The following is a 23,021-nucleotide window of genomic DNA, read 5'->3' on the forward strand; positions in this document are numbered from 1 at the left end:
CCAGAGCCCCTCAGCCGAAGAAGTTCCGTACGTGCTCCAGGCCGTCGATCAGAGCGTCGATCTCGCCCGGCGTGGAGTACAGATAGAACGACGCCCGCGTGGTCGCAGGAATTCCGTAGCGCAGACAGACCGGCCGCGCGCAGTGGTGACCGACGCGGACGGCGATGCCCTGCTCGTCGAGGACCTGGCCCACGTCGTGCGGATGGATGTCACCGAGTGTGAACGAGATCGCGGCGCCGCGGTCCTCGGCCGTGGTGGGGCCGATGATCCGCAGGTCGGGCACGTCCAGGAGCCGCTTGACGGCGTACTCCGTGAGCGCGTGCTCGTGCTGCGCGATCCGGTCCATCCCGATGGCGTCGAGATAGTCGACGGCCGCGCCCAGCGCCACCGCCTGCGCGATGGGCGGGGTGCCCGCCTCGAACTTGTGCGGGGCGGGCGCGTAGGTCGAGGAGTGCATGGACACCGTCTCGATCATCTCGCCGCCGCCGAGGAACGGGGGCAGGTCCTCCAGGAGCTCCTGGCGGCCCCACAGCACCCCGATACCGGTCGGACCGCACATCTTGTGGCCGGTGAAGGCCACGAAGTCCGCCTGGAGCGCCTGGACGTCCATCGGCATGTGCGGAGCGGCCTGCGAGGCGTCGATGAGGACGAGCGCGCCGACCTGCTGGGCACGGCGCACGATCGCCTCGACCGGGTTGACCGTGCCGAGGATGTTGGAGACCAGCACGAAGGAGACGATCTTCGTCTTCTCCGTGATGACCTCCTCGATGTTCGACAGGTCGAGACGGCCGTCGTCGGTGAGGCCGAACCACTTCAGCTTCGCGCCGGTGCGCTGCGAGAGCAGCTGCCACGGGACGATGTTGGAGTGGTGCTCCATCTCCGTGATGACGATCTCGGTCTCGTGGTCCACCCGGTAGGGCTCGTCGGCCCAGCCCAGCATGTTGGCCACGAGGTTCAGCGACTCGGAGGCGTTCTTGGTGAAGATCACCTCGTCGCGGCTGGGCGCGTTGATGAACGCGGCGACCTTGTCACGCGCGCCCTCGTACAGCGCGGTGGCCTCCTCGGCCAGCACATGGACACCGCGGTGCACATTCGCGTTGTGCTGCTCGTAGTACTCGGAGATCACGTCGAGGACCTGGCGCGGCGTCTGGGACGTGGCCGCGTTGTCCAGGTACACCAGCTTCTTGTCGCCGTGGATCACCCGGTCCAGGATCGGGAAGTCCTTGCGGATCGCCTCGGTGTCGAGGAGGCCGGAGAGCCCCTGTCGGGCCACAGTCACGCGGATGCGCCACCCTTCACGTAAGCCTCGTAGCCCTCGTTCTCCAGCTTGTCGGCGAGCTCGGCGCCGCCGGACTCGACGATGCGTCCGCCCGAGAAGACGTGGACCTGGTCGGGCTTGATGTACCGCAGGATGCGGGTGTAGTGCGTGATGAGGAGGGTGCCCACCTCGCCGGTGCCGCGGACGCGGTTGACGCCCTCGGAGACGACCCGCAGGGCGTCCACGTCGAGGCCGGAGTCGGTCTCGTCGAGGATCGCGATCTTCGGCTTGAGCAGTTCCAGCTGAAGGATCTCGTGGCGCTTCTTCTCGCCGCCGGAGAAGCCCTCGTTGACGTTGCGCTCGGCGAAGGCCGGGTCCATGTGGAGCCGCTGCATGGTCTCCTTGACCTCCTTGACCCACGTCCGCAGCTTGGGGGCCTCACCGCGGATGGCGGTGGCGGAGGTGCGCAGGAAGTTGGAGACGGAGACGCCGGGGATCTCGACGGGGTACTGCATCGCGAGGAACAGGCCGGCGCGGGCCCGCTCGTCGACGGACATCTCCAGGACGTCCTCGCCGTCGAGGGTGACGGTGCCCCCGGTGATCTGGTACTTGGGGTGACCGGCCAGCGAGTAGGCGAGGGTCGACTTGCCGGAGCCGTTGGGGCCCATGATGGCGTGCGTCTCGCCCTGCTTCACGGTCAGGTCGACGCCCTTGAGGATCTCCTTCGTGGCGTTGTCGGCCTCGACGGTGACGTGCAGGTCTCGGATTTCAAGCGTTGCCATGGGTGCCTCAGGACTCCTGGGAAAGGGAGACGAGCACGTCGTCCCCTTCGATCTTTACGGGGTATACGGGAACAGGGCGCGTCGCGGGAAGGCCGGACGGCTTGCCGGTGCGGAGGTCGAAGCTGGAGCCGTGCAGCCAGCACTCGATCTGACAGTCCTCCACCTCGCCCTCGGAGAGGGAGACGTTCGCGTGCGAACAGATGTCGTGGATGGCGAACACCTCGCCCTCGGTACGGACGACCGAGACCGGCGTGCCGTCGAGCTCCACCCTCTTCGGGGTGTCGTCCTCCAGCTCGCTCACTCCGCAGGCGCGTACGAACGTCATGCGACCGACGCCTCCAGCTCCTCTTCGATCCGGGTGATCAGCCGCTCCTCGACGTCGGGCAGGCCGATCTGCTGGACCAGCTCGGCGAAGAAGCCGCGCACCACGAGACGGCGGGCCTCCTGCTGGGGGATGCCGCGGGCCATCAGGTAGAAGAGCTGCTCGTCGTCGAAGCGGCCGGTGGCGGAGGCGTGTCCGGCGCCGACGATCTCACCGGTCTCGATCTCCAGGTTCGGCACGGAGTCGACCCGGGCGCCGTCGGTGAGGACGAGGTTCCGGTTCATCTCGTAGGTGTCGGTGCCCTCGGCCCTGGCCTCGATCAGCACATCGCCGATCCACACCGCGTGCGCGCCGTCGCCCTGGAGCGCGCCCTTGTAGACGACGTTGGACTTGCAGTGCGGGGTGTTGTGGTCGACCAGGAGACGGTGCTCCTGGTGCTGGCCCCGGTCGGTGAAGTACAGACCGAACAGCTCGGCCTCACCACCGGTGCCCGCGTAGGCGACCCGGGGGTGGAGACGTACGAGGTCCCCGCCGAAGGTGACGACGACCGACTTGAACAGGGCGTCCCGGCCGATCAGCGCGTTGTGCTGGGCGACGTGGACGGCCTCGTCGTCCCAGTCCTGCACGGAGACGACGGTGAGCTTGGCCCCGTCGCCGAGGACGTAGTCGACGTTCGTGGCGAGGACGGCGTCACCGGTGTGGTCGACGACGACCACGGCCTCGGCGAAGGCGCCCAGCTCGACGACCTGGTGGCCGAACGCGGTACCGCTCTCGCCGTGGACCGCGATCCGCACCGGCTCGGTGAGGACGGTGTCCTTGGGGACGGTGATCACGGACGCCGTCTCGAAGGACGAGTACGCCTGCGCGGCGACCCGGTCGACGGGCGTGCCGGCCCGGCCGAGGCGCGCGTCGTCACGGCCGACGGTCTCGACGACGACACCCTCGGGGGCCTCGACGGTGACCTTGACGGAGCCGGTCGCGACGGCGGTGCCGTCGTGCAGTCCGCGCAGCCGGTCGAGCGGCGTGAACCGCCACTCCTCCTCACGGCCGTGGGGCACGGGGAAGTCCGCCACGTCGAAGGACGGGGGCGCGCTCATGCGGGTGGCGACGGTCGACTCGGCCGCCACCGCGATGGCGCCGGCGGTGGTGGACCCCACCGGGAGATTCTGAGCCTCAGCCATGGCTGTCGTAGTGCTCGCTTTCTGGGATAAGACGTGACGCTGCGGGGGTCCGGGGGCCGGACCCCCGGGACGGCGGGGCGGCCGGGGTCAGCCGACCGCGCCCTCCATCTGGAGCTCGATCAGCCGGTTCAGCTCAAGGGCGTACTCCATGGGGAGCTCCTTGGCGATCGGCTCGACGAAGCCGCGCACGATCATCGCCATGGCCTCGAACTCGGTGAGGCCGCGGCTCATCAGGTAGAAGAGCTGGTCCTCGGAGACCTTGGAGACGGTCGCCTCGTGCCCCATGGAGACGTCGTCCTCGCGGACGTCGACGTAGGGGTAGGTGTCGGAACGGGAGATCGTGTCGACGAGCAGCGCGTCGCACAGGACGTTCGACTTGGAGCCGGGCGCGCCCTCACCGATCTCGATCAGACCGCGGTAGGAGGTGCGGCCACCGCCCCGGGCCACCGACTTGGAGACGATGTTCGAGGAGGTGTTGGGGGCCATGTGGACCATCTTGGCGCCCGCGTCCTGGTGCTGGCCCTCGCCCGCGAAGGCGATGGACAGCGTCTCGCCCTTGGCGTGCTCGCCCATCAGGTAGACGGCCGGGTACTTCATGGTGACCTTGGAGCCGATGTTGCCGTCGACCCACTCCATGGTCGCGCCCTCGTAGGCCACGGCGCGCTTGGTGACCAGGTTGTAGACGTTGTTCGACCAGTTCTGGATGGTCGTGTAACGGCAGCGGGCGCCCTTCTTCACGATGATCTCGACCACCGCGGAGTGCAGGGAGTCCGACTTGTAGATCGGCGCGGTACAGCCCTCGACGTAGTGGACGTAGGCGTCCTCGTCGACGATGATCAGCGTCCGCTCGAACTGGCCCATGTTCTCGGTGTTGATCCGGAAGTAGGCCTGGAGCGGGATCTCGACATGGACGCCCTTGGGGACGTAGATGAACGAGCCGCCGGACCACACGGCCGTGTTCAGCGACGCGAACTTGTTGTCGCCGACGGGGATGACCGTGCCGAAGTACTCCTTGAAGAGCTCCGGGTGCTGCTTGAGGGCGGTGTCGGTGTCGAGAAAGATGACGCCCTGCTCCTCCAGGTCCTCACGGATCTGGTGGTAGACGACCTCGGACTCGTACTGCGCGGCGACACCGGCGACCAGGCGCTGCTTCTCCGCCTCGGGGATGCCGAGCCTGTCGTACGTGTTCTTGATGTCCTCGGGCAGGTCCTCCCAGGACTCCGCCTGCTTCTCCGTGGAACGCACGAAGTACTTGATGTTGTCGAAGTCGATCCCGGACAGGTCCGAGCCCCAGCTGGGCATGGGCTTCTTCTCGAACAGCCGCAGCCCCTTGAGGCGGAGCTTGGTCATCCACTCCGGCTCGCTCTTCTTGCCGGAGATGTCCAGGACGACGTCCTCGTTGAGACCGCGCTTCGCCGCGGCACCGGCCTCGTCGGAGTCGGCCCAGCCGTATTCGTACGTGCCAAGGCCATCGAGTTCGGGGTGGGCGGTCTCCGTGGGGAGAGTCATGCGGGGTTCCTCCCGGCCGTGCTTGCTGATGGGTCTCGCGCTGTTCGGGGCGCTGTCTTGGGTGATGCCTGGTGCGGCGCCCGCGGTGGTTCCCGCGGTTCCGTCCCGTCCGGCCCCTCGGGGGCGGCCGGCACGTTCGGGATGTACGTGGTGCAGACGCCGTCGCCGTGGGCGATGGTCGCCAGTCGCTGGACATGGGTCCCGAGCAGCCGCGAGAAGATCTCGGTCTCGGCCTCGCAGAGCTGCGGGAACTGTTCCGCGACATGGACGACCGGGCAGTGGTGCTGGCACAACTGCTCGCCGCGCTGCCGACCGGGCGCGCTTCGCGCCGTAGCAGCGTACCCGTCGGCGGTCAGGGCCTTCGCCAGGGCCTCCGTACGTTTGTCCGGGGGCGCGGCCTCGACCGCGGCCCGGTACGTCTCGGCGAGGGACTCGATCCGGTCCCGCGCGAACGCGGCGACCGCGGCCTCACCGGCGGCTCCGCCACCGGCGGCCCGCGCGATCCAGCGCAGTGCCTCGGAGGCGAGCTCGTCGTAGGACTGGTCGAAGGCGTCCCGGCCGCATTCGGTCAGGGCGAACACCTTGGCGGGCCGGCCCCGGGTACGGGCCCCGTAGACCCGCTGGTCGCGCGCCGCGACGACATCGTCGGTGACGAGTGCGTCGAGGTGGCGGCGGACGGCGGCCTGGGTGAGGCCGAGGCGGCCCGCGAGGTCGGCCACGGTCGACGGGCCGTGGTCCAGGATGGAGCGCGCGACCCGGTTGCGTGTGGAACGCTCACCGGTCGCGGACTCCTCCTGAGGGCCTCCCTGCGGAGTCACCCGGGCCTCGCCGACGTATTTCACAACGCCATTGTTGCGTAAATCCCCGAGCCCGGACAAGCAACCCAGGTCAGCGGGCACGGTGGCCTTGGTCACTAAGGGTTACCTAACCGGGGTCGGTCTGCTAAAGGACCCGCCACGCCACCGGCCCCGCGCTCCCCGGCCCCCGCTCCCCCGCCGCCCGGGTCCGGAACCGGACCGGGCGCGGCGTACCGGCCCCGGCGGGTCACCCCGGTGGCCCCGGCACCCCGGGCCGCTCCCTAGACTTCCGACCCATGCGAAGCGAGCCCGTCCTCCAGGTCCACGGACTGGTGAAACGGTACGGAAAGAAATCCCCCAGGGCCGCCGTCGACGGGCTCGACCTGGTCGCCGAGGCCGGGATCACCGCCGTGCTCGGACCCAACGGCGCCGGGAAGACCACCACCGTGGAGATCTGCGAGGGCTACCGCCGCCCGGACGCGGGAACCGTACGGGTCCTCGGGCTCGACCCGGTCCGCCAGGCCGCGGACCTGCGGACCCGGATCGGGGTGATGCTCCAGTCGGGTGGTGTGTACTCCGGCGCCCGCGCCGAAGAGATGCTGCGGCATGTCGCGGGACTCCACGCGCACCCCCTCGACGTCCCCGCCCTGATCGACCGGCTCGGCCTCGGCGGCTGCGGCCGGACCACCTACCGGCGGCTGTCCGGCGGCCAGCAGCAGCGCCTCGCCCTCGCCATGGCCGTCGTGGGCCGCCCGGAGCTGGTCTTCCTCGACGAGCCCACCGCCGGACTCGACCCGCAGGCCCGCCGCGCGACCTGGGACCTGTTGCGGGAACTGCGCGCCGACGGGGTCTCCGTCGTCCTCACCACCCACCACATGGACGAGGCCGAGCAGCTCGCCGACGATGTCGCGGTCATCGACGCGGGCAAGGTCATCGCCCACGGCTCGCCCGACGAGCTGTGCCGGGGCGGCGCCGAGAACACCCTGCGCTTCTCCGGACGCGCCGGACTCGACCTCGTCTCCCTGCTGAAGGCGCTCCCCGTCGGAAGCCGGGCCGACGAGCTGAGCCCGGGGGCGTACCGCGTGACCGGCGACATCGACCCGCATCTGCTCGCCACCGTCACCTCGTGGTGCGCCCAGCACGGGGTGATGCCCGACCGGATCTCGGTGGAGCGGCACACCCTGGAAGACGTCTTCCTGGAACTGACCGGCAGGGAGCTGCGCTCATGACCGCCCGGACCAACACCACCCCCGGGGTGCCCGTCGGCGCCCCGGCGGGCCGCGGCACCCACACCCCCCGTCCGGGCAGCGCCCCGCTGGCCCGCATGATCGCCTCGCAGGCCGCCCTGGAGACCAGGATGCTGCTGCGCAACGGCGAACAGCTGCTGCTCACGGTGATCATCCCGGCGCTGCTGCTCGCCCTGTTCAGCTCGGTCGACATCGTGGACACCGGCGCGGGCGAACCCGTCGACTTCCTCGCGCCCGGGGTACTGGCACTCGCGGTGATGTCCACGGCGTTCACCGGCCAGGCCATCGCCACCGGCTTCGAACGGCGCTACGGGGTGCTCAAGCGGCTGGCCGTGTCCCCACTGCCGCGCTGGGGCCTGATGACCGCGAAGACGCTGTCCGTCCTGGTGGTCGAGGTGCTCCAGGTGGCGCTGCTCACCGCCATCGCGTTCGGCCTCGGCTGGTCGCCCGAGGGCAATCCGCTGACCGTGCTGCTGCTGCTCGTGCTCGGCACCGCCGCGTTCTCGGGCCTCGGACTGCTGATGGCCGGCACCCTCAAGGCGGAAGCGACGCTGGCCGCCGCGAACCTGGTGTTCCTGCTGCTGCTGGTCGGCGGCGGGGTGGTGGTCCCGCTGGACCGCTTCCCGGAGGCCTCCCGCGCGGTGCTGGAACTGCTGCCGATCGCGGCACTGTCCGACGGGCTGCGGGACGTCCTGCGGGACGGGGCCGGGATGCCCTGGGCCGATCTCGGGACACTCACCGTCTGGGCCGTCCTCGGACTCGGGGCGGCGGCACGGTTCTTCCGCTGGGAATGAGCCGGGAACGGGCCGGGAACAAGACCCGCCAGGCCGGACCGTCCCCCTCGTGAAGCCGTGCACAAGCTGCCGCTTACGATGGTGCGCGTGCCAAAAGTGACCCGAGCCGAGCTCGCTCAAGCCGCGCGCAACCCGCTGGCCTACATCGCCGCACGCTGGACCCCCACCACCGCGACGGTCCGGCGCGCCGCGCTCTCGTCGCTGGTGATGATGGTCGTGATCGTGGTCACGGGCGGTGCCGTCCGGCTCACGGGCTCCGGCCTCGGCTGCCCGACCTGGCCCAAGTGCACCGACGACTCCCTGACCGCGACGAGCGAGATGGGTCTGCACGGATACATCGAGTTCGGCAACCGGCTGCTCACGTACGTGCTGTGCGCGGCGGTCGGCTGGGCGATCGTCGCCGCCCGCTCGCAGAAGCCGTGGCGCCGCAGCCTCACCCGGCTGGGCTGGGCGCAGTTCTGGCTGGTCATGGGCAACGCCGTGCTCGGTGGCATCGTTGTCCTCGTCGGCCTCAACCCGTACACCGTCGCCGCGCACTTCCTGTTGTCGACCGCGCTGATCGCGGTGGCCACGGTGATGTGGCAGCGCACCCATGAGGGCGACGGCGTCCCGCATCCGCTGGTCGGCAAGGCCGTCCAGCAGCTCGTCTGGGTGATGGTCGTGGTGACCGGACTGCTGATCGCCGTCGGCACGGTGGTGACCGGTGCGGGACCGCACGCGGGCGACTCCAGCGATGTGCCCCGGATGGACGTCGACTGGGAGATGGTCACCACGCTGCACGCGGTCCTCGCGTGGGTCGTGGTGTCGCTGACGTTCGCGCTGTGGTTCGTGCTGAAGGCGGTCGACGCGCCGAAGGGCCCGCTGGCGCGCACCCGGGAGCTGTTCGTGGTGCTGATGGCCCAGGGCGCCATCGGGTACGTCCAGTACTTCACCGATCTGCCCGAGGTGCTGGTCGGCGCCCATATGCTCGGCTCGTGCCTGGTGTGGATCGCCACCCTGCGGGTGCTGCTGGCCCTGCGGGAGCGGCCCGAGGAGACGGTACGGGTGCCCGCCCAGGCCGATCCCGAGTTCACGGCCGTCTGACGCCAGGACTCACAGGTCGTACACGCGCCGGGCGTTCCCGGCGGCGATCAGTCCCGCGACCCGCCGCGCGTCGGCGCGGGACCAGGCACCCTCACGCACCCAGGCGCCCAGCAGTTCGCCGAGCGCCGTGCGGAAGAGCCGGGTCCCCACGACGTACAGCTCCGGCAGACCGTAGCCGTCGGTGGAGAAGAGGAGCTTGCCGAACGGGGTGAGCTCCAGCATCTCCGCGAGGACGTCCCGCGCGCGGGCGCCGGTGTGGGTGAGGGCGAGGCCCATGTCCGCGTAGACGTGCGGGAACACGGCCGCGAGATATCCCGCGCCCCGGTGGTACGGGTAGCCGTGCAGCAGCACCAGGTCGCAGCCGCGTCCGGCGGTGGCCTTCACGAAGTCGGTGAGCAGCAGCGGGTCCGCGCGGTCCAGCCGCAGATCGGGGTCGCCGAAGCCGGTGTGCAGTTGCAGGGGCAGTCCGGTGGTGACCGCGCTCCACAGCAGATGCCGCAGCAGCACGGGGTGGGTGAGCCGGCCGGCCGGGCGGCGGCCGGTGAGCCACTGTCCGGCGGCCCGCAGCACCTCGGGGGCGGTCGGCGGTTCGGGGGCCAGCCCGAGGCCGTACCGGTAGGCGGCGACCGACTTGAACCCGGCGGCGGTCCGCGCGGCACCGTGCAGCGCCTGTGCGAGATCGGTGACGAACGACGCCGCGCCGCCGGAGGTGTCCGCCACCCGCTCGGCGAGATGTTCCAGCCGGACGATCTCCCGGGACCGGCCGCCCGCGGTACGGGCGAGTTCCTCGGGTCCGGTGAGATCGCCGGGCAGCCCGGTGTCGACGAGGAACATCCCGATGCCGGTGTCCCCGAGGAGTCTGCGGCCCGCCTCGTACGCGCCGAGTTCACGGCGCCGGGCGAGATAGCGGGCGGGCGGCGCGTGCGGGTCGAGGCCGAGCAGCGGGGGGCACCAGCGGCGGACGGCGAAGCCGGTCTGGGTGTCGAAGAAGCTGGTGCCGGGCGCGGCGGGCGCGTCGGACTCGGACAGGAACGCCTCGAACGAGCCGATGCCGAGGTCGCCGCGCAGCACCCCGTGGCAGTGGTGGTCGACCAGCGGCGGCAGCTCCAGCATCAGTACCGCCACCGGGTCCCGGCGGCGATCTCGTCCGGGGCGCGGCCCGCGAAGTCCTCCGACTCGGCGCGGCGCACGGCGAGCACCGCCTCGTACAGCACCTCCCCCATGGCCTCGCGCAGCACATCGGACGCCTCCAGCTGCCCGATCGCCTCGTCCGGCGAAAGCGGGAGCCGGGGTACGCCGGTGAGCGTGGCCGGGTCGCCGACGACCGGTTCGGGGAGCTTCACGCCCTGCGCGACGCCCGCGAGTCCGGCGGCGATGACGCTCCCGGCGAGGAGGTACGGGTTGGCGGTGGCGTCGAAGCACTTCAGCTCGGCGTGTCCGTCGCCGGGCACGAGCCGCAGCGCGGCCTCGCGGTTCTCGACGCCCCAGCAGCGGTAGGCGCCCGCCCAGCGCGAGGGTTCGAGACGCAGCCCGCTCGCCGGGGTGCCCGCGCCGACGGCGACCAGCGCGGGCAGCCGCTCCAGGACGCCGGCGAGGAACGCCGCCGCGTCGGGGGCGAGCCCGTACGGGGCGGTGGGGTCGCGGTGCAGCGCGGTGGTGCCGCGGTGCAGGCTGAGGTGGAGATGGCAGCCGTTGCCGACGCCGCCCGCGAGGAACGTGGGGGCGAAGGAGGCGCGCAGTCCGTGCCGTGCGCTGACCCCGCGGATCGTCTCCCGGACGAGGACCACGTCGTCGGCCGCCGCGACCGGGCCGTCGGCGGGGGCGGTGGAGACCTCGAACTGCCCGGGCGAGTACTCGGGGTGGAACTGGAGGACGCGCACGCCCTGTTCGTCGAGGGCGCGGACGAGGTCACGGCCGTAGTCGGACAGCTCCACGACCCGGCTCATCCCGTACGCGGGGCCGGTGGTGGGGCAGCTGCCGTCGGGCCGCCGCAGGGTCCACTCCGTCTCGTAGCCCATCGACAGCCGCAGTCCGAGGGCGGCGGCGCGGTCCGCCATCCGGCGGGCGAACAGCCGCTGGCAGGAGGCGTAGACCCGGCCGTCCTGCTCGTAGCGGTCGGCGGGCGACCAGGCCCAGCCGGGCTGCGCGGTGAGCGGGACGAGCCGGTCCAGGTCGGGGAAGAGCCGCAGGTCGCCGTCCGGGCCGCCCAGATGCGGCGAGGTGACCATCCGGTCGGCGGAGGTGTACACATCGAAGCAGGGGGCCATGCCGACGCCCCGTTCGGCCACCTGGGGGAGCCGGGCCAGCGGGAAGGTCTTGGCCCGGCAGATCCCCGCGTTGTCGACGATGGTCATGGCGACCATCTCGACACCTCGGGCCGCGAGTTGCGCCGCCCTGGCCTCCGCTTCCCCGTCCGCCGCCGTCCGCCTGTCGCTGGCACCCATGACCCGACTCCTCGCCTCACGCGTTGACCTCTGCCACCTTCTCCCACTTAACGCGGGCGACGCGAGGGAGTTGTGCGGGGCCGGTGGGCCGGCGGGGCGGGGTTGGCCGGGAGTGCGGGGCCCGGTGGCCGGGAGTCATGTGTTCCGCGGGCCGCCCAGCTGGATTCCGGCCATGCGGGACCACTCGTAGGGACCGGTGCGGACCTTGGCGGCGAACTCGCCGTCGAAGGACTCGTGGACGGTGACGCCCGACCGGCGTACGGCATCCTCCGCGACCGTCATGGACGGGGCGACGAGATCGCCCCATCGGCCGTCGTCACCGACGAGGACGATACGGGCGCCCTTGCGGCCGAGGTAGGCGATCTGGGCCCCGGCTCCGCCGTGCGCCTCGGCGAAGGTACGGATCTCCTTGACGAGGCGTGCCGTCCGCCGGGGTGGCCTGTCGGCCGGACCGGAGGGGGACGGTGCCGCGGGGGCGGGGGCCGGGGTGGGCTGCGTCTCTGCCATGAGCCGAGCCTACCGACGGGTAGGGGCGGGGGGAACGTGGCCTTCCCCACGGGCCGCCTTCGCTTGCGCCTCCCAGGTCCGTCCGACGGGACGCACTTCGTTCCTGTGCCGTCGCCCGGGGGGTGCGCAGTTCCCCGCGCCCCTGGATGCTGCCCCGTTGCTGTCGCTCGTCGGGTGCGGGTCCGCCCTCGTCTTTTGCGCAGTTCCCCGCGCCCCTGGATGCTGCCTCTTGCTGTCGCTCGTCGGGTGCGGGCCGGTTCTCGTTCTTGCGCAGTTCCCCGCGCCCCTTTGGGCGCGTTCTGCTTGTTCTTCGGGTCGGGGCCGGTCGGGATTCTCCGTCCTCGATCCGACACGCTCGGTACGACGTACGTGTGGTCCTACTGAAGAGCATCGGAGTCTGCGAGCAGAGATTCCCGCCCACCCCCTCCCGCAGCAGCGCGACTGCACGAGGAGGATGGTCCAACCCCGTCCCCGCAGACGGAGAACAGCCCCAGTTGGGCGCCCCCAAAGGGGCGCGGGGAACTGCGCGAGCAACCAAGGGCCAGCCGCACCCGAACGGCTACCGCAAGAGGCGCGACCCCAGGGGCGCGGGGAACTGCGCAAAGACGAGGGCGGACCCGCACCCGAACAGCGACCGGAAGGGGGCAGCATCCAGGGGCGCGGGGAACTGCGCGAAACCCACGAGTGACGGCACAGGAACGAAGTGCGTCCCGCCGGACGGACCTGGGAAGCGCAAGCGAAGGCGACCCGCGGGGGAACTGCGCAAAGACGAGGGCGGGCCCGCACCCGAACAGCGACCGCAAGGGGGCAGCATCCAGGGGCGCGGGGAACTGCGCACCCACCGAGCGACGGCACAGGAACGAAGTGCGCCCCGCCGGACGGACCTCAGAAGCGCGAGCGAAGGCGACCCGCGGGGGAACTGCGCACCCCACGAACGACCCGCACGGGAACAAGTACGTCCAGCACAGGGGACCCCGGGGCGCGGCCGGAGGCGGCGCGTACGAGGGGGCTCCGGGGGGTTTTGCTGCGGCCCACCCGGAAAGGGTTCAGCGGAGGAAGGGGTCCACCGCGACCGCGACGAAGAGCAGGGACACATAGGTGATCGACCAGTGGAACAGCCGCATCTCCTTGAGCTTCCCGCCGGTGACCCCGCTCTTCGCCCGGGCGAACAACGCGTGGGCCTCCCACAGCCACCATCCGCCCGCGGCGAGCGCGACCGAGGTGTAGAACCACCCGGTGTACCCGAGAGGGGTGAGCAGCAGCGAGACCCCGACCATCACCCAGCTGTAGAGCACGATCTGCCGGGCGACGACCCTGTTGGACGCGATCACGGGCAGCATCGGCACACCGACGCGCGCGTAGTCGTCCTTGACCTTCATCGACAGCGGCCAGTAGTGCGGCGGCGTCCAGAAGAAGATGACCAGGAACAGGACGACGGAGGCCCAGGACAGCGAGTTGGTGACGGCGGACCAGCCGATCAGGACCGGCATGCATCCGGCGATCCCGCCCCAGACGATGTTCTGGGAGGTACGCCGCTTGAGGATCATCGTGTAGACGACGACGTAGAAGAGCAGAGCTCCGAGGGCGAGCCACGCGGAGAGCCAGTTGACGAAGAAGCCGAACCACAGGGTCGAGACGACGGTGAGGGTGAGGCCGAAGACGAGCGTCTCGCGGGGCGAGACCATTCCGGTGACCAGGGGCCGCTGGGCCGTCCGCTCCATGAGGGCGTCGATGTCGCGGTCGATGTACATGTTGAGCGCGTTGGCGCCGCCCGCGGACAGATAGCCGCCGAGCGTCGTCAGCAGGACGAGCTTCAGATCGGGCACACCCTGCTGGGCCAGGAACATCACGGGGATCGTGGTGATCAGCAGCAGTTCGATGATCCGCGGCTTGGTCAGCGCCACGAAAGCCATGACCCGGGCTCGCAGCGGCCGGTGACCCCGGCTCGTACCGAGCAGTCCCGCCGGACGGGATTCAACGGCCGTCACGTACACCCCTGACAGAGACATCAAAGCAAGCCACCGGGTGTGAAGTCCCGGTAAAGGCTCACGCGTACCACGCCACTGTAGACGTTGGCCTTACCTCGCCCTTCGCGGGGGTGGGCCGTGTTGGGGAGTGCTCCGGAGGACCTCTCCGACCTCGGGGTTCACCCTTCGCAAGGGCGTCCGGGGCCGACCGGGGGACAGCCGTGGGAGCGCCCGGCGCGGCCTTTCGGGGACGGTCGCGGGAAGGGGCGAGGATCGTCCGTCGCGTCATGCCGGTCCCGCGCCGGACGGCCGGATCGGGTGCTGTCCGGAGAGGCGTGGGGGCGCTCACCCGAGCAGGGCGGCGCCCGTCCGCGCGCGCTCCGGACAGGGGGCTCGCGGGCGGACCGCCGCCCCCCGCCGATCGGCCGGGTGCACTCGGGGGGCGCCCCGACAGGCGAAGCGCGTCGGGCCCCGGCAGTCTGGAAATGACTCGAATAAGTGCACGTCATCTACAGCGGTAGGCTCGACAGCGGCCGGTGAGCGCTCGGACACACCGGCATCAGCGTCGTCGCGGGTATCCAGATATCCGCGATACGCAAGAAATGCCAGACATGTCTTCATGTTCCTGAATTCTCGGAAGGAGCCCTGACCCAGGGTGAGCACCAAGCCGACCACCACCACCGAACTGGACTGGACCGAACTGGACCAGCGTGCGGTGGACACCGCCCGTGTCCTGGCCGCCGACGCCGTACAGAAGGTCGGCAACGGCCATCCGGGTACGGCGATGAGCCTTGCCCCGGCCGCGTACACCCTCTTCCAGAAGGTGATGCGGCACGACCCGGCCGACGCCGACTGGACCGGCCGCGACCGGTTCGTCCTCTCCGCGGGGCACTCGTCCCTGACCCTTTACACCCAGCTGTACCTGGCCGGTTTCGGTCTGGAGCTGGATGACCTCAAGGCGTTCCGCACCTGGGGCTCGAAGACCCCGGGGCACCCGGAGTACGGCCACACGGTCGGCGTGGAGACGACGACCGGGCCGCTCGGCCAGGGTGTCGCCAACGCCGTGGGTATGGCGATGGCCGCCCGCTACGAGCGTGGCCTGTTCGACCCCGAGGCCGCCCCGGGCGCCTCGCCCTTCGATCACCACATCTTCGTGATCGCCGGTGACGGCTGCCTCCAGGAGGGCATCTCCGCCGAGGCGTCCTCGCTGGCCGGGCACCAGAAGCTCGGCAACCTGGTCATGCTGTGGGACGACAACCACATCTCGATCGAGGGCGACACGGAGACCGCGGTCTCCGAGGACACCCTCGGGCGTTACGAGGCGTACGGCTGGCATGTCCAGCGCGTCGAGCCGAAGGCGGACGGCGACCTCGACCCGCGGGCGCTGTACACGGCGATCCAGGCCGCGAAGGCGGAGACGGAGCGTCCGTCGTTCATCGCGATGCGCTCGATCATCGCGTGGCCCGCGCCGAACGCGCAGAACACCGAGGCGGCCCACGGCTCGGCGCTCGGTGACGAGGAGATCGCCGCGACCAAGCGGGTGCTCGGCTTCGACCCGGAGCAGACCTTCGAGGTCGCCGACGAGGTCCTCGCGCACACCCGTGGCGCCCTGGACCGGGGCCGCGAGGCCAAGGCCGAGTGGGAGAAGGGCTTCGCCGCCTGGCGCACCGCCTCCCCCGAGCGGGCCGCCGACTTCGACCGGATCGCCGCCGGTGAGCTGCCCGCGGGCTGGGAGGACAAGCTCCCGGTGTTCGAGACGGGCAAGGGTGTCGCCACCCGCGCCGCGTCCGGCAAGGTGCTCCAGTCGCTCGGCGCGGTGATCCCCGAGCTGTGGGGCGGCTCCGCCGACCTCGCCGGGTCGAACAACACGACGATCGACAAGAACTCGTCGTTCCTCCCGGAGGGCAACCCGCTCCCCGAGGCGCACCCGTACGGCCGGACGATCCACTTCGGTATCCGTGAGCACTCCATGGCCGCGGAGATGAACGGCATCGCGCTGCACGGCAACACCCGGATCTACGCCGGGACGTTCCTGGTGTTCTCCGACTACATGCGCAACGCGGTGCGGCTGTCCGCGCTGATGCATCTGCCGGTGACCTATGTGTGGACGCACGACTCCGTCGGTCTCGGCGAGGACGGCCCGACGCACCAGCCGGTCGAGCACCTGGCCTCGCTGCGGGCGATCCCCGGACTGAACGTGGTCCGGCCGGCCGACGCCAACGAGACCGCGCTCGCGTGGCGGGAGATCCTGCGCCGGTACACCAAGGAGTTCGGTGTGGGCGCCCCGCACGGTCTGGCGCTCACCCGCCAGGGCGTGCCGACGTACGAGTCGAACGAGGACACCGCCAAGGGCGGCTATGTCCTCTTCGACGCCGAGGGCGGCGCCCCGGAGGTCGTGCTGATCGGTACGGGCTCCGAGGTGCATCTGGCGGTGGAGGCGCGGACGCGGCTCCAGGCCGCCGGGGTGCCGACCCGTGTGGTGTCGATGCCGTGCGTGGAGTGGTTCGAGGAGCAGGACCGGTCGTACCGGGACTCGGTGCTGCCGCCGTCCGTGAAGGCGCGGGTCGCGGTCGAGGCGGGTATCGGGCTGACCTGGCACCGCTTCGTCGGTGACGCGGGACGGATCGTCTCGCTGGAGCACTTCGGTGCCTCGGCGGACGGCAAGGTCCTCTTCCGCGAGTTCGGTTTCACCCCCGAGGCGATCGAGGCCGCGGCGCGGGAATCCCTGGCCGACGCCCAGCGCTGACGCACACAGACGAACAATGATCAAGTAGGAGATGCAATTTCCATGACGGACGCACTCAAGCGCCTCTCCGACGAAGGCGTCGCGATCTGGCTGGACGACCTGTCGCGCAAGCGGATCACGTCCGGCAACCTCGCCGAGCTGCTCGACCAGCAGCACGTCGTGGGCGTCACGACCAACCCGTCGATCTTCCAGAAGGCCATTTCGGGCGGCGACGGCTACGAGGCGCAGCTCAGCGATCTCGCGGCGCGCAAGCTGACCGTGGACGAGGCCGTACGGATGATCACCACGGCGGATGTCCGGAACGCGGCCGATGTGCTGCGTCCGGTGTTCGACGCGACGGGCGGCCAGGACGGCCGGGTGTCGATCGAGGTCGACCCGCGTCTCGCGCACCACACCCGCGCGACGATCGCCGAGGCGAAGCAGCTCGCGTGGCTGGTGGACCGGCCGAACACGCTCATCAAGATCCCGGCGACGAAGGCGGGCCTGCCCGCGATCACCGAGGTCATCGGCCTCGGGATCAGCGTCAATGTCACGCTGATCTTCTCGCTGGAGCGCTACCGCGAGGTGATGGACGCGTACCTGGCGGGTCTGGAGAAGGCGAAGGCCGCGGGCCTGGACCTGAGCAAGATCCGTTCGGTGGCGTCGTTCTTCGTGTCCCGGGTGGACACCGAGATCGACAAGCGGCTGGACGCGCTGGGCACCCCCGAGGCGAAGGCGGCCCGCGGGAAGGCGGGCCTGGCCAACGCGCGGCTGGCCTACGAGGCGTACGAGGAGGTCTTCTCCTCGGACCGCTGGCAGGCCCTGGACAGGGCGGGCGCGCACAAGCAGCGTCCGCTGTGGGCCTCGACGGGCGTCAAGGACCCGGCGTACAAGGACACCCTGTACGTCGACGACCTGGTCGCCCCGGGGACCGTGAACACCATGCCGGAGGCGACCCTGGAGGCCACCGCCGACCATGGTTCCATCACCGGGAACACCATCGCCGGGACCTACGAGCAGTCGCGCGCCGAGATCGACGCGGTCGAGAAGCTCGGGATCGCGTACGACGACGTGGTGAACCTGCTGGAGGAAGAGGGCGTCGAGAAGTTCGAGGCGTCCTGGAACGATCTGCTCAAGTCGACCGAGGCAGAGCTCAAGCGCCTCGCCCCTTCGGAGGGCTGAAACCTTGACACCCGCACACGGAGCCAATCCGCTTCGTGACGCCGCGGACCGACGGCTCCCGCGTATCGCGGGGCCGTCGGGCCTGGTGATCTTCGGCGTTACGGGCGATTTGTCCCGGAAAAAGCTGATGCCTGCCGTCTATGACCTCGCCAACCGGGGGCTGCTGCCACCGGGCTTCTCGCTGGTCGGGTTCGCCCGCCGCGAGTGGCAGGACGAGGACTTCGCCCAGGAGGTCCACGACGCCGTCAAGCAGCACGCCCGCACCCCCTTCCGTGAGGAGGTCTGGCAGCAGCTCATCCAGGGGATGCGCTTCGTGCAGGGAAACTTCGACGACGACGACGCCTTCGACCAGCTGCGCGCCACCATCGCGGAGCTGGACAAGGAGCAGGGCACCGGAGGCAACTTCGCCTTCTATCTGTCGGTGCCGCCCAAGTTCTTCCCCAAGGTCGTCAAGCAGCTCAAGAAGCACGGGCTGGCCGATCCGCAGGAGGGGTCCTGGCGGCGGGCGGTGATCGAGAAGCCGTTCGGTCACGACCTGACGTCCGCGAAGGAACTCAACGCGCTCGTCCACGAGGTCTTCGACCCGGAGCAGGTCTTCCGGATCGACCACTACCTCGGCAAGGAGACCGTCCAGAACATCCTGGCGCTCCGCTTCGCCAACACCCTCTTCGAGCCCGTCTGGAACCGGTCGTACGTCGACCATGTACAGATCACCATGGCCGAGGACATCGGGATCGGCGGCCGGGCCGGGTACTACGACGGCATCGGCGCCGCGCGGGACGTCATCCAGAACCATCTGCTCCAGCTGCTGGCGCTCACCGCGATGGAGGAGCCCTCCTCCTTCGACGCGGACGCGCTCGCCGCCGAGAAGACCAAGGTCCTCAGCGCGGTGAAGCTGCCCCAGGACCTCGGCGCCGACACGGTCCGCGGACAGTACGCGGCGGGCTGGCAGGGCGGGGAGAAGGTGATCGGCTATCTCCAGGAGGACGGGATCGACCCCAGGTCGAAGACCGACACCTTCGCCGCGGTGAAGCTGGAGATCGACAACCGCCGCTGGGCGGGGGTCCCCTTCTATCTGCGCACCGGCAAGCGGCTCGGCCGCCGGGTCACGGAGATCGCCGTGGTCTTCCAGCGCGCCCCGCACTCCCCCTTCGACCAGACCGCGACGGAGGAGCTGGGCCACAACGCGCTGGTCATCCGCGTCCAGCCGGACGAGGGCGTCACCATGCGCTTCGGCTCCAAGGTGCCGGGCACCTCGATGGAGGTCCGGGACGTCTCCATGGACTTCGCCTACGGCGAGTCGTTCACGGAGTCGAGCCCGGAGGCGTACGAGCGGCTGATCCTCGACGTCCTGCTCGGCGACTCGAACCTCTTCCCCCGTACGGAGGAGGTCGAGCTGTCCTGGCGCATCCTCGACCCGATCGAGCAGTACTGGGACGCGCACGGCACTCCCGCGCAGTACCTCTCCGGTACCTGGGGGCCCGCCGAGGCGGACGAAATGCTCGCACGAGACGGACGGAGCTGGCGTCGGCCATGAAAATCGATCTCACGGACACCACGGCCAGCCAGATCAACAAGGCCCTGATCGAGGGACGCCGCGCGATCGGCTCCCCCGCCGTCGGCATGGTGCTCACCCTCGTCATCGTCACCGACGAGGAGAACGCCTACGACGCGCTGCGGTCGGCCAGCGAGGCGTCCCGCGAGCACCCCTCGCGCACCCTGGTGGTCATCCGCCGGGTGTCGCGGTCCCCGCGGGACCGCACCACCTCCCGGCTGGACGCCGAGGTCCGGGTGGGCGCGGAGGCGGCCACCGCCGAGACGGTGGTCCTGCGGCTGTACGGCGAGGTGGTCGGACACGCCCAGTCGGTCGTCCTGCCGCTGCTGCTGCCGGACGCGCCCGTCGTGGTGTGGTGGCCGATCAACGCGCCCTCCGACCCGGCGCGCGATCCGCTGGGCTCGCTGGCCCAGCGCCGGATCACCGACGCGTACGCCACCGAGCGCCCGATCCAGGAGCTCGCGGCCCGCGCCGAGACCTACGCCCCCGGGGACACGGACCTGTCCTGGACCCGGATCACCCCGTGGCGGTCGATGCTGGCCGCCGCGCTCGACCAGGTCGCCTGCGACGTGACGGGCGCCGAGGTCGAGGGCGAGGAGTTCAACCCGAGCGTGGAGCTGCTGGCGATGTGGCTCGCGGACCGGCTGGACGCGCCCGTGACCCGCTCCCACTCCAACGGCCCGGGACTGACCGCCGTACGGCTGATGACCGATCGCGGGCCGATCGGGCTGGACCGTCCGGACGGCTCGCTCGCCACGCTGTCCATCGACGGGCAGCCGGACCGCGCGGTGGCGCTGAAGCGACGGGAGACGGCCGAGCTGATCGCGGAGGAACTGCGGCGGCTCGACCCGGACGACACCTACGAGTCCGCGCTGCGGTTCGGGGTCGACCGGCTCGCGGACTCGGGCGTGGCCGGTGAGCGTGCCTCCGGGTCCGCCGCGGGCCCCGCCAAGGCCTCCGGGGGACCGGCCGGTGAGGGCGGCTCCGCGAAGAAGGCCGCGAGCGGTCGTCAGCCGTCCGCGAAGGCCCCGGGCTCCGCCACGAAGAAGGCGGCCCCGGCCAAGAAGGCGACGGACACATGAGCACACCCCAGCTCGTCGTCCACCGCGACAAGGGGCTGATGGCGCAGGCCGCCGCGGCCCGGCTGATCACGCGGATCGTGGACGCCCAGTCCGCGCGCGGCTCCGCGTCGGTCGTGCTGACCGGCGGACGCAACGGCAACGGCGTGCTGGCCGCGCTGGCCGCCGCGCCCGCCCGGGACGCCGTCGACTGGTCCCGGCTGGACCTGTGGTGGGGCGACGAACGCTATCTGCCCGAGGGCGACCCCGAGCGCAATGCCACCCAGGCCCGGGCGGCCCTGCTGGACGCGGTGCCGCTCGACCCGAAGCGGGTGCACCCGATGCCCGCGTCGGACGGCCCCCATGGCGCCGACGGGGTGGACGCGGCGGCGGCCGAGTACGCCGCCGAACTGGCCGCCGCGGCGGGACCCGAGGACCATGGTCCGGTGCCGGCCTTCGATGTGCTGATGCTGGGCGTCGGGCCGGACACCCATGTGGCCTCGCTCTTCCCGGAGCTGCCCGGGGTACGGGAGACGACACGGACCGTGGTCGGGGTGCACGGGGCGCCCAAGCCGCCGCCCACCCGGATCTCCCTGACCCTGCCCGCGATCCGGGCCGCCCGTGAGGTGTGGCTGCTGGCGGCGGGCGAGGACAAGGCGGAGGCCGCGGCCATCGCCCTGTCCGGCGCGGGGGAGATCCAGGCCCCGGCCGCCGGGGCCCGGGGCCGGGCGCGGACGCTGTGGCTGCTGGACTCGGCCGCCGCCTCGCGACTGCCCCGCGAGCTGTACCCGCCCGCCTCCCCGTAGGCCGGCGGACCGGGTACGGGGCGCCTCGCCCCGTACCCGGGTCACGCTTCTGTGCCGGGCGCCCGTCCCATGGGCGCCCGGCACAGCCGTGTCAACGTCCGCGCAGCTCGCGGTACTTGGCGACCAGCGCCTTGCTGGACGCGTCCAGACCGGGGACCTCGGCGCCGTCGGTGAGCGCGGGCTCGACCCGCTTGGCGAGCACCTTGCCCAGCTCGACACCCCACTGGTCGAACGAGTCGATGTTCCACACGGCGCCCTGGACGAACACCTTGTGCTCGTACAGCGCGATGAGCTGGCCGAGGACCGACGGCGTGAGCTCCTTCGCGAGGATCGTGGTGGTCGGGTGGTCGCCCCGGAACGTCTTGTGCGGGACCAGCTCCTCCGGCACGCCCTCGGCACGGACCTCGTCGGGTGTCCTGCCGAAGGCGAGGGCCTGGGTCTGGGCGAAGAAGTTGGCCATCAGTAGGTCGTGCTGAGCGGCGAGACCCGGCGCGAGGTCGGCGACCGGCTCCGCGAAGCCGATGAAGTCCGCCGGGATCAGCTTGGTGCCCTGGTGGATCAACTGGTAGTACGCGTGCTGCCCGTTCGTCCCCGGTGTGCCCCACACCACCGGACCGGTCTGCCAGCTCACCGGTTCACCGTCCCGGTCGACCGACTTGCCGTTGGACTCCATGTCCAGCTGCTGGAGGTACGCGGTGAACTTCGCCAGATAGTGCGAGTACGGCAGCACCGCGTGCGACTGGGCGTCGTGGAAGTTGCCGTACCAGACGCCGAGCAGCCCGAGCAGCAGCGGGACGTTCTCCTCGGCCGGGGCCTCACGGAAGTGCCGGTCGACGGTGTGGAAGCCGTCGAGCATCTCCTGGAAGCGCTCCGGGCCGATCGCGATCATCAGGGACAGCCCGATCGCGGAGTCGAAGGAGTAGCGCCCGCCGACCCAGTCCCAGAACTCGAACATGTTCGCCGTGTCGATACCGAAGTCCTCGACCTTCCCGGCGTTGGTCGACAGCGCCACGAAGTGCCGGGCGACGGCTTCCTGACCGGCGTTCAGCCCGGTGAGGAGCCAGTCACGGGCCGAGGTCGCGTTGGTGATGGTCTCGATCGTGGTGAACGTCTTGGACGCGACGATGAACAGCGTCCGCTCCGGGTCCAGGTCCCGGACGGCCTCGTGCAGATCGGCGCCGTCGACGTTGGAGACGAACCGGACGGTCAGCTCCCGGTCGGTGAACGAGCGCAGCACCTCGTACGCCATCGCGGGCCCCAGGTCGGAGCCTCCGATACCGATGTTGACGATGTTCGTGAGGCGCTTGCCGGTGTGCCCGGTCCACTCCCCCGAACGGACCTTCGCGGAGAACGCGGCCATCCGGTCGAGGACGGCGTGCACCCCGGGGACGACATCCTCCCCGCCGGTCTCGACGACCGTGCCCCGGGGCGCGCGCAGCGCGGTGTGCAGCACGGCGCGGTCCTCGGTCGTGTTGATCCTGTCGCCGCGGAACATGGCGTCGCGCAGGCCCTCGACGTCCGTCGCCCGGGCGAGGTCGCGCAGCAGTCTCAGGGTCTCGTCCGTGACCAGGTGCTTGGAGTGGTCGACATGGAGGTCACCGACCTGGAGGGTGTAGCGGGCGGCGCGCTCCGGGTCCGCCGCGAACAGCTCGCGCAGACCCACTCCGTCCTGTTCCTCCCGGTGCTTGACCAGAGCGGTCCACTCGGGTGTCCGGTCGAGCCTGGTACGGCTTTCTGCGTTCATCTCGGACTTCGTCCTTCTCTCTGCCATCGCCTGGGGTGCGTGACGCGCCGACGCCGCGCG

At 70.8% G+C, this 23,021-nt stretch carries 19 protein-coding genes; 8 read left to right on the forward strand and 11 right to left on the reverse strand.

Annotated elements, in window-relative coordinates:
* Window positions 1-10: 10 nt before the first annotated feature.
* The 6 genes from AB852_RS20840 to AB852_RS20865 all read right to left on the reverse strand — a co-directional run bounded on the left by AB852_RS20840 (window position 11) and on the right by AB852_RS20865 (window position 5,894).
* Window positions 11-1,279 (reverse strand): cysteine desulfurase, encoded by a 1,269-nt coding sequence (locus AB852_RS20840; RefSeq protein ID WP_446749966.1) that lies wholly within the window; start codon window positions 1,277-1,279, stop codon window positions 11-13.
* A complete protein-coding gene (gene sufC / locus AB852_RS20845; protein ID WP_073790786.1) occupies window positions 1,276-2,040 on the reverse strand; it encodes a Fe-S cluster assembly ATPase SufC in 765 nt (254 codons plus the stop codon). The genes AB852_RS20840 and sufC overlap by 4 nt, the downstream gene beginning before the upstream one ends.
* A 7-nt stretch (window positions 2,041-2,047) precedes the next feature.
* The gene (locus AB852_RS20850) at window positions 2,048-2,365 is read right to left on the reverse strand and encodes a non-heme iron oxygenase ferredoxin subunit (protein ID WP_073790789.1); all 318 of its coding nucleotides are present in this window, start codon (window positions 2,363-2,365) and stop codon (window positions 2,048-2,050) included.
* The gene (sufD, locus tag AB852_RS20855; protein WP_073790791.1) at window positions 2,362-3,543 is read right to left on the reverse strand and encodes a Fe-S cluster assembly protein SufD; all 1,182 of its coding nucleotides are present in this window, start codon (window positions 3,541-3,543) and stop codon (window positions 2,362-2,364) included. Before sufD ends, AB852_RS20850 begins: the two co-directional genes overlap by 4 nt.
* An 87-nt stretch (window positions 3,544-3,630) precedes the next feature.
* Window positions 3,631-5,052, reverse strand: coding sequence for a Fe-S cluster assembly protein SufB (gene sufB / locus AB852_RS20860; protein WP_073790793.1), 1,422 nt, complete (start codon window positions 5,050-5,052; stop codon window positions 3,631-3,633).
* Entirely contained in the window at window positions 5,049-5,894 is an 846-nt protein-coding gene (locus AB852_RS20865) for a helix-turn-helix transcriptional regulator (RefSeq protein WP_073790795.1), read from the reverse strand. Before AB852_RS20865 ends, sufB begins: the two co-directional genes overlap by 4 nt.
* Before the next feature lie 251 nt (window positions 5,895-6,145).
* Here AB852_RS20865 and AB852_RS20870 point away from each other — a divergent pair, with 251 nt between their 5' ends.
* The 3 genes from AB852_RS20870 (at window position 6,146) to AB852_RS20880 (ending at window position 8,973) form a co-directional block, all read left to right on the forward strand.
* A complete protein-coding gene (locus AB852_RS20870; protein WP_073790797.1) occupies window positions 6,146-7,078 on the forward strand; it encodes an ABC transporter ATP-binding protein in 933 nt (310 codons plus the stop codon).
* Window positions 7,075-7,890, forward strand: a complete 816-nt coding sequence (locus AB852_RS20875) for an ABC transporter permease (RefSeq protein ID WP_073790799.1) — start codon at window positions 7,075-7,077, stop codon at window positions 7,888-7,890. The genes AB852_RS20870 and AB852_RS20875 overlap by 4 nt, the downstream gene beginning before the upstream one ends.
* Window positions 7,891-7,968: 78 nt before the next feature.
* Window positions 7,969-8,973: a COX15/CtaA family protein gene (locus AB852_RS20880; protein WP_073791628.1), complete on the forward strand. Its 1,005-nt coding sequence runs from the start codon at window positions 7,969-7,971 to the stop codon at window positions 8,971-8,973.
* A gap of 9 nt (window positions 8,974-8,982) precedes the next feature.
* Here the strand turns inward: AB852_RS20880 and AB852_RS20885 are convergent, their stop codons facing one another.
* The 4 genes from AB852_RS20885 to AB852_RS20900 all read right to left on the reverse strand — a co-directional run bounded on the left by AB852_RS20885 (window position 8,983) and on the right by AB852_RS20900 (window position 13,912).
* Entirely contained in the window at window positions 8,983-10,086 is a 1,104-nt protein-coding gene (locus AB852_RS20885) for an amidohydrolase family protein (RefSeq protein ID WP_073791631.1), read from the reverse strand.
* The gene (locus AB852_RS20890; protein WP_073790801.1) at window positions 10,086-11,417 is read right to left on the reverse strand and encodes a type I glutamate--ammonia ligase; all 1,332 of its coding nucleotides are present in this window, start codon (window positions 11,415-11,417) and stop codon (window positions 10,086-10,088) included. The genes AB852_RS20885 and AB852_RS20890 overlap by 1 nt, the downstream gene beginning before the upstream one ends.
* A gap of 135 nt (window positions 11,418-11,552) precedes the next feature.
* On the reverse strand, window positions 11,553-11,924 hold the full coding sequence (locus AB852_RS20895; RefSeq protein WP_073790803.1) for a hypothetical protein: 372 nt from the start codon (window positions 11,922-11,924) through the stop codon (window positions 11,553-11,555).
* A gap of 1,046 nt (window positions 11,925-12,970) precedes the next feature.
* The gene (locus AB852_RS20900) at window positions 12,971-13,912 is read right to left on the reverse strand and encodes a heme o synthase (protein WP_073791633.1); all 942 of its coding nucleotides are present in this window, start codon (window positions 13,910-13,912) and stop codon (window positions 12,971-12,973) included.
* A gap of 634 nt (window positions 13,913-14,546) precedes the next feature.
* Here AB852_RS20900 and tkt point away from each other — a divergent pair.
* From tkt to pgl, 5 genes are read left to right on the forward strand one after another with little or no spacing between them, the layout of a single operon-like run.
* Complete coding sequence (gene tkt, locus AB852_RS20905) at window positions 14,547-16,637, forward strand: transketolase (RefSeq protein WP_073790805.1); 2,091 nt, start codon at window positions 14,547-14,549, stop codon at window positions 16,635-16,637.
* A 42-nt stretch (window positions 16,638-16,679) separates the two neighbouring features.
* Entirely contained in the window at window positions 16,680-17,798 is a 1,119-nt protein-coding gene (gene tal / locus AB852_RS20910; RefSeq protein ID WP_073790807.1) for a transaldolase, read from the forward strand.
* Between the two features lie 4 nt (window positions 17,799-17,802).
* Window positions 17,803-19,335: a glucose-6-phosphate dehydrogenase gene (gene zwf / locus AB852_RS20915; protein ID WP_073790809.1), complete on the forward strand. Its 1,533-nt coding sequence runs from the start codon at window positions 17,803-17,805 to the stop codon at window positions 19,333-19,335.
* Complete coding sequence (gene opcA / locus AB852_RS20920) at window positions 19,332-20,435, forward strand: glucose-6-phosphate dehydrogenase assembly protein OpcA (RefSeq protein ID WP_073790811.1); 1,104 nt, start codon at window positions 19,332-19,334, stop codon at window positions 20,433-20,435. The genes zwf and opcA overlap by 4 nt, the downstream gene beginning before the upstream one ends.
* Window positions 20,432-21,217, forward strand: coding sequence for a 6-phosphogluconolactonase (pgl, locus tag AB852_RS20925; protein WP_073790813.1), 786 nt, complete (start codon window positions 20,432-20,434; stop codon window positions 21,215-21,217). The genes opcA and pgl overlap by 4 nt, the downstream gene beginning before the upstream one ends.
* 91 nt (window positions 21,218-21,308) lie before the next feature.
* Here the strand turns inward: pgl and pgi are convergent, their stop codons facing one another.
* The gene (gene pgi, locus AB852_RS20930) at window positions 21,309-22,961 is read right to left on the reverse strand and encodes a glucose-6-phosphate isomerase (protein ID WP_073790816.1); all 1,653 of its coding nucleotides are present in this window, start codon (window positions 22,959-22,961) and stop codon (window positions 21,309-21,311) included.
* Window positions 22,962-23,021: the final 60 nt, after the last annotated feature.

It is taken from the genome of Streptomyces uncialis, from assembly GCF_001905345.1.
Lineage (GTDB): Bacteria > Actinomycetota > Actinomycetes > Streptomycetales > Streptomycetaceae > Streptomyces > Streptomyces uncialis.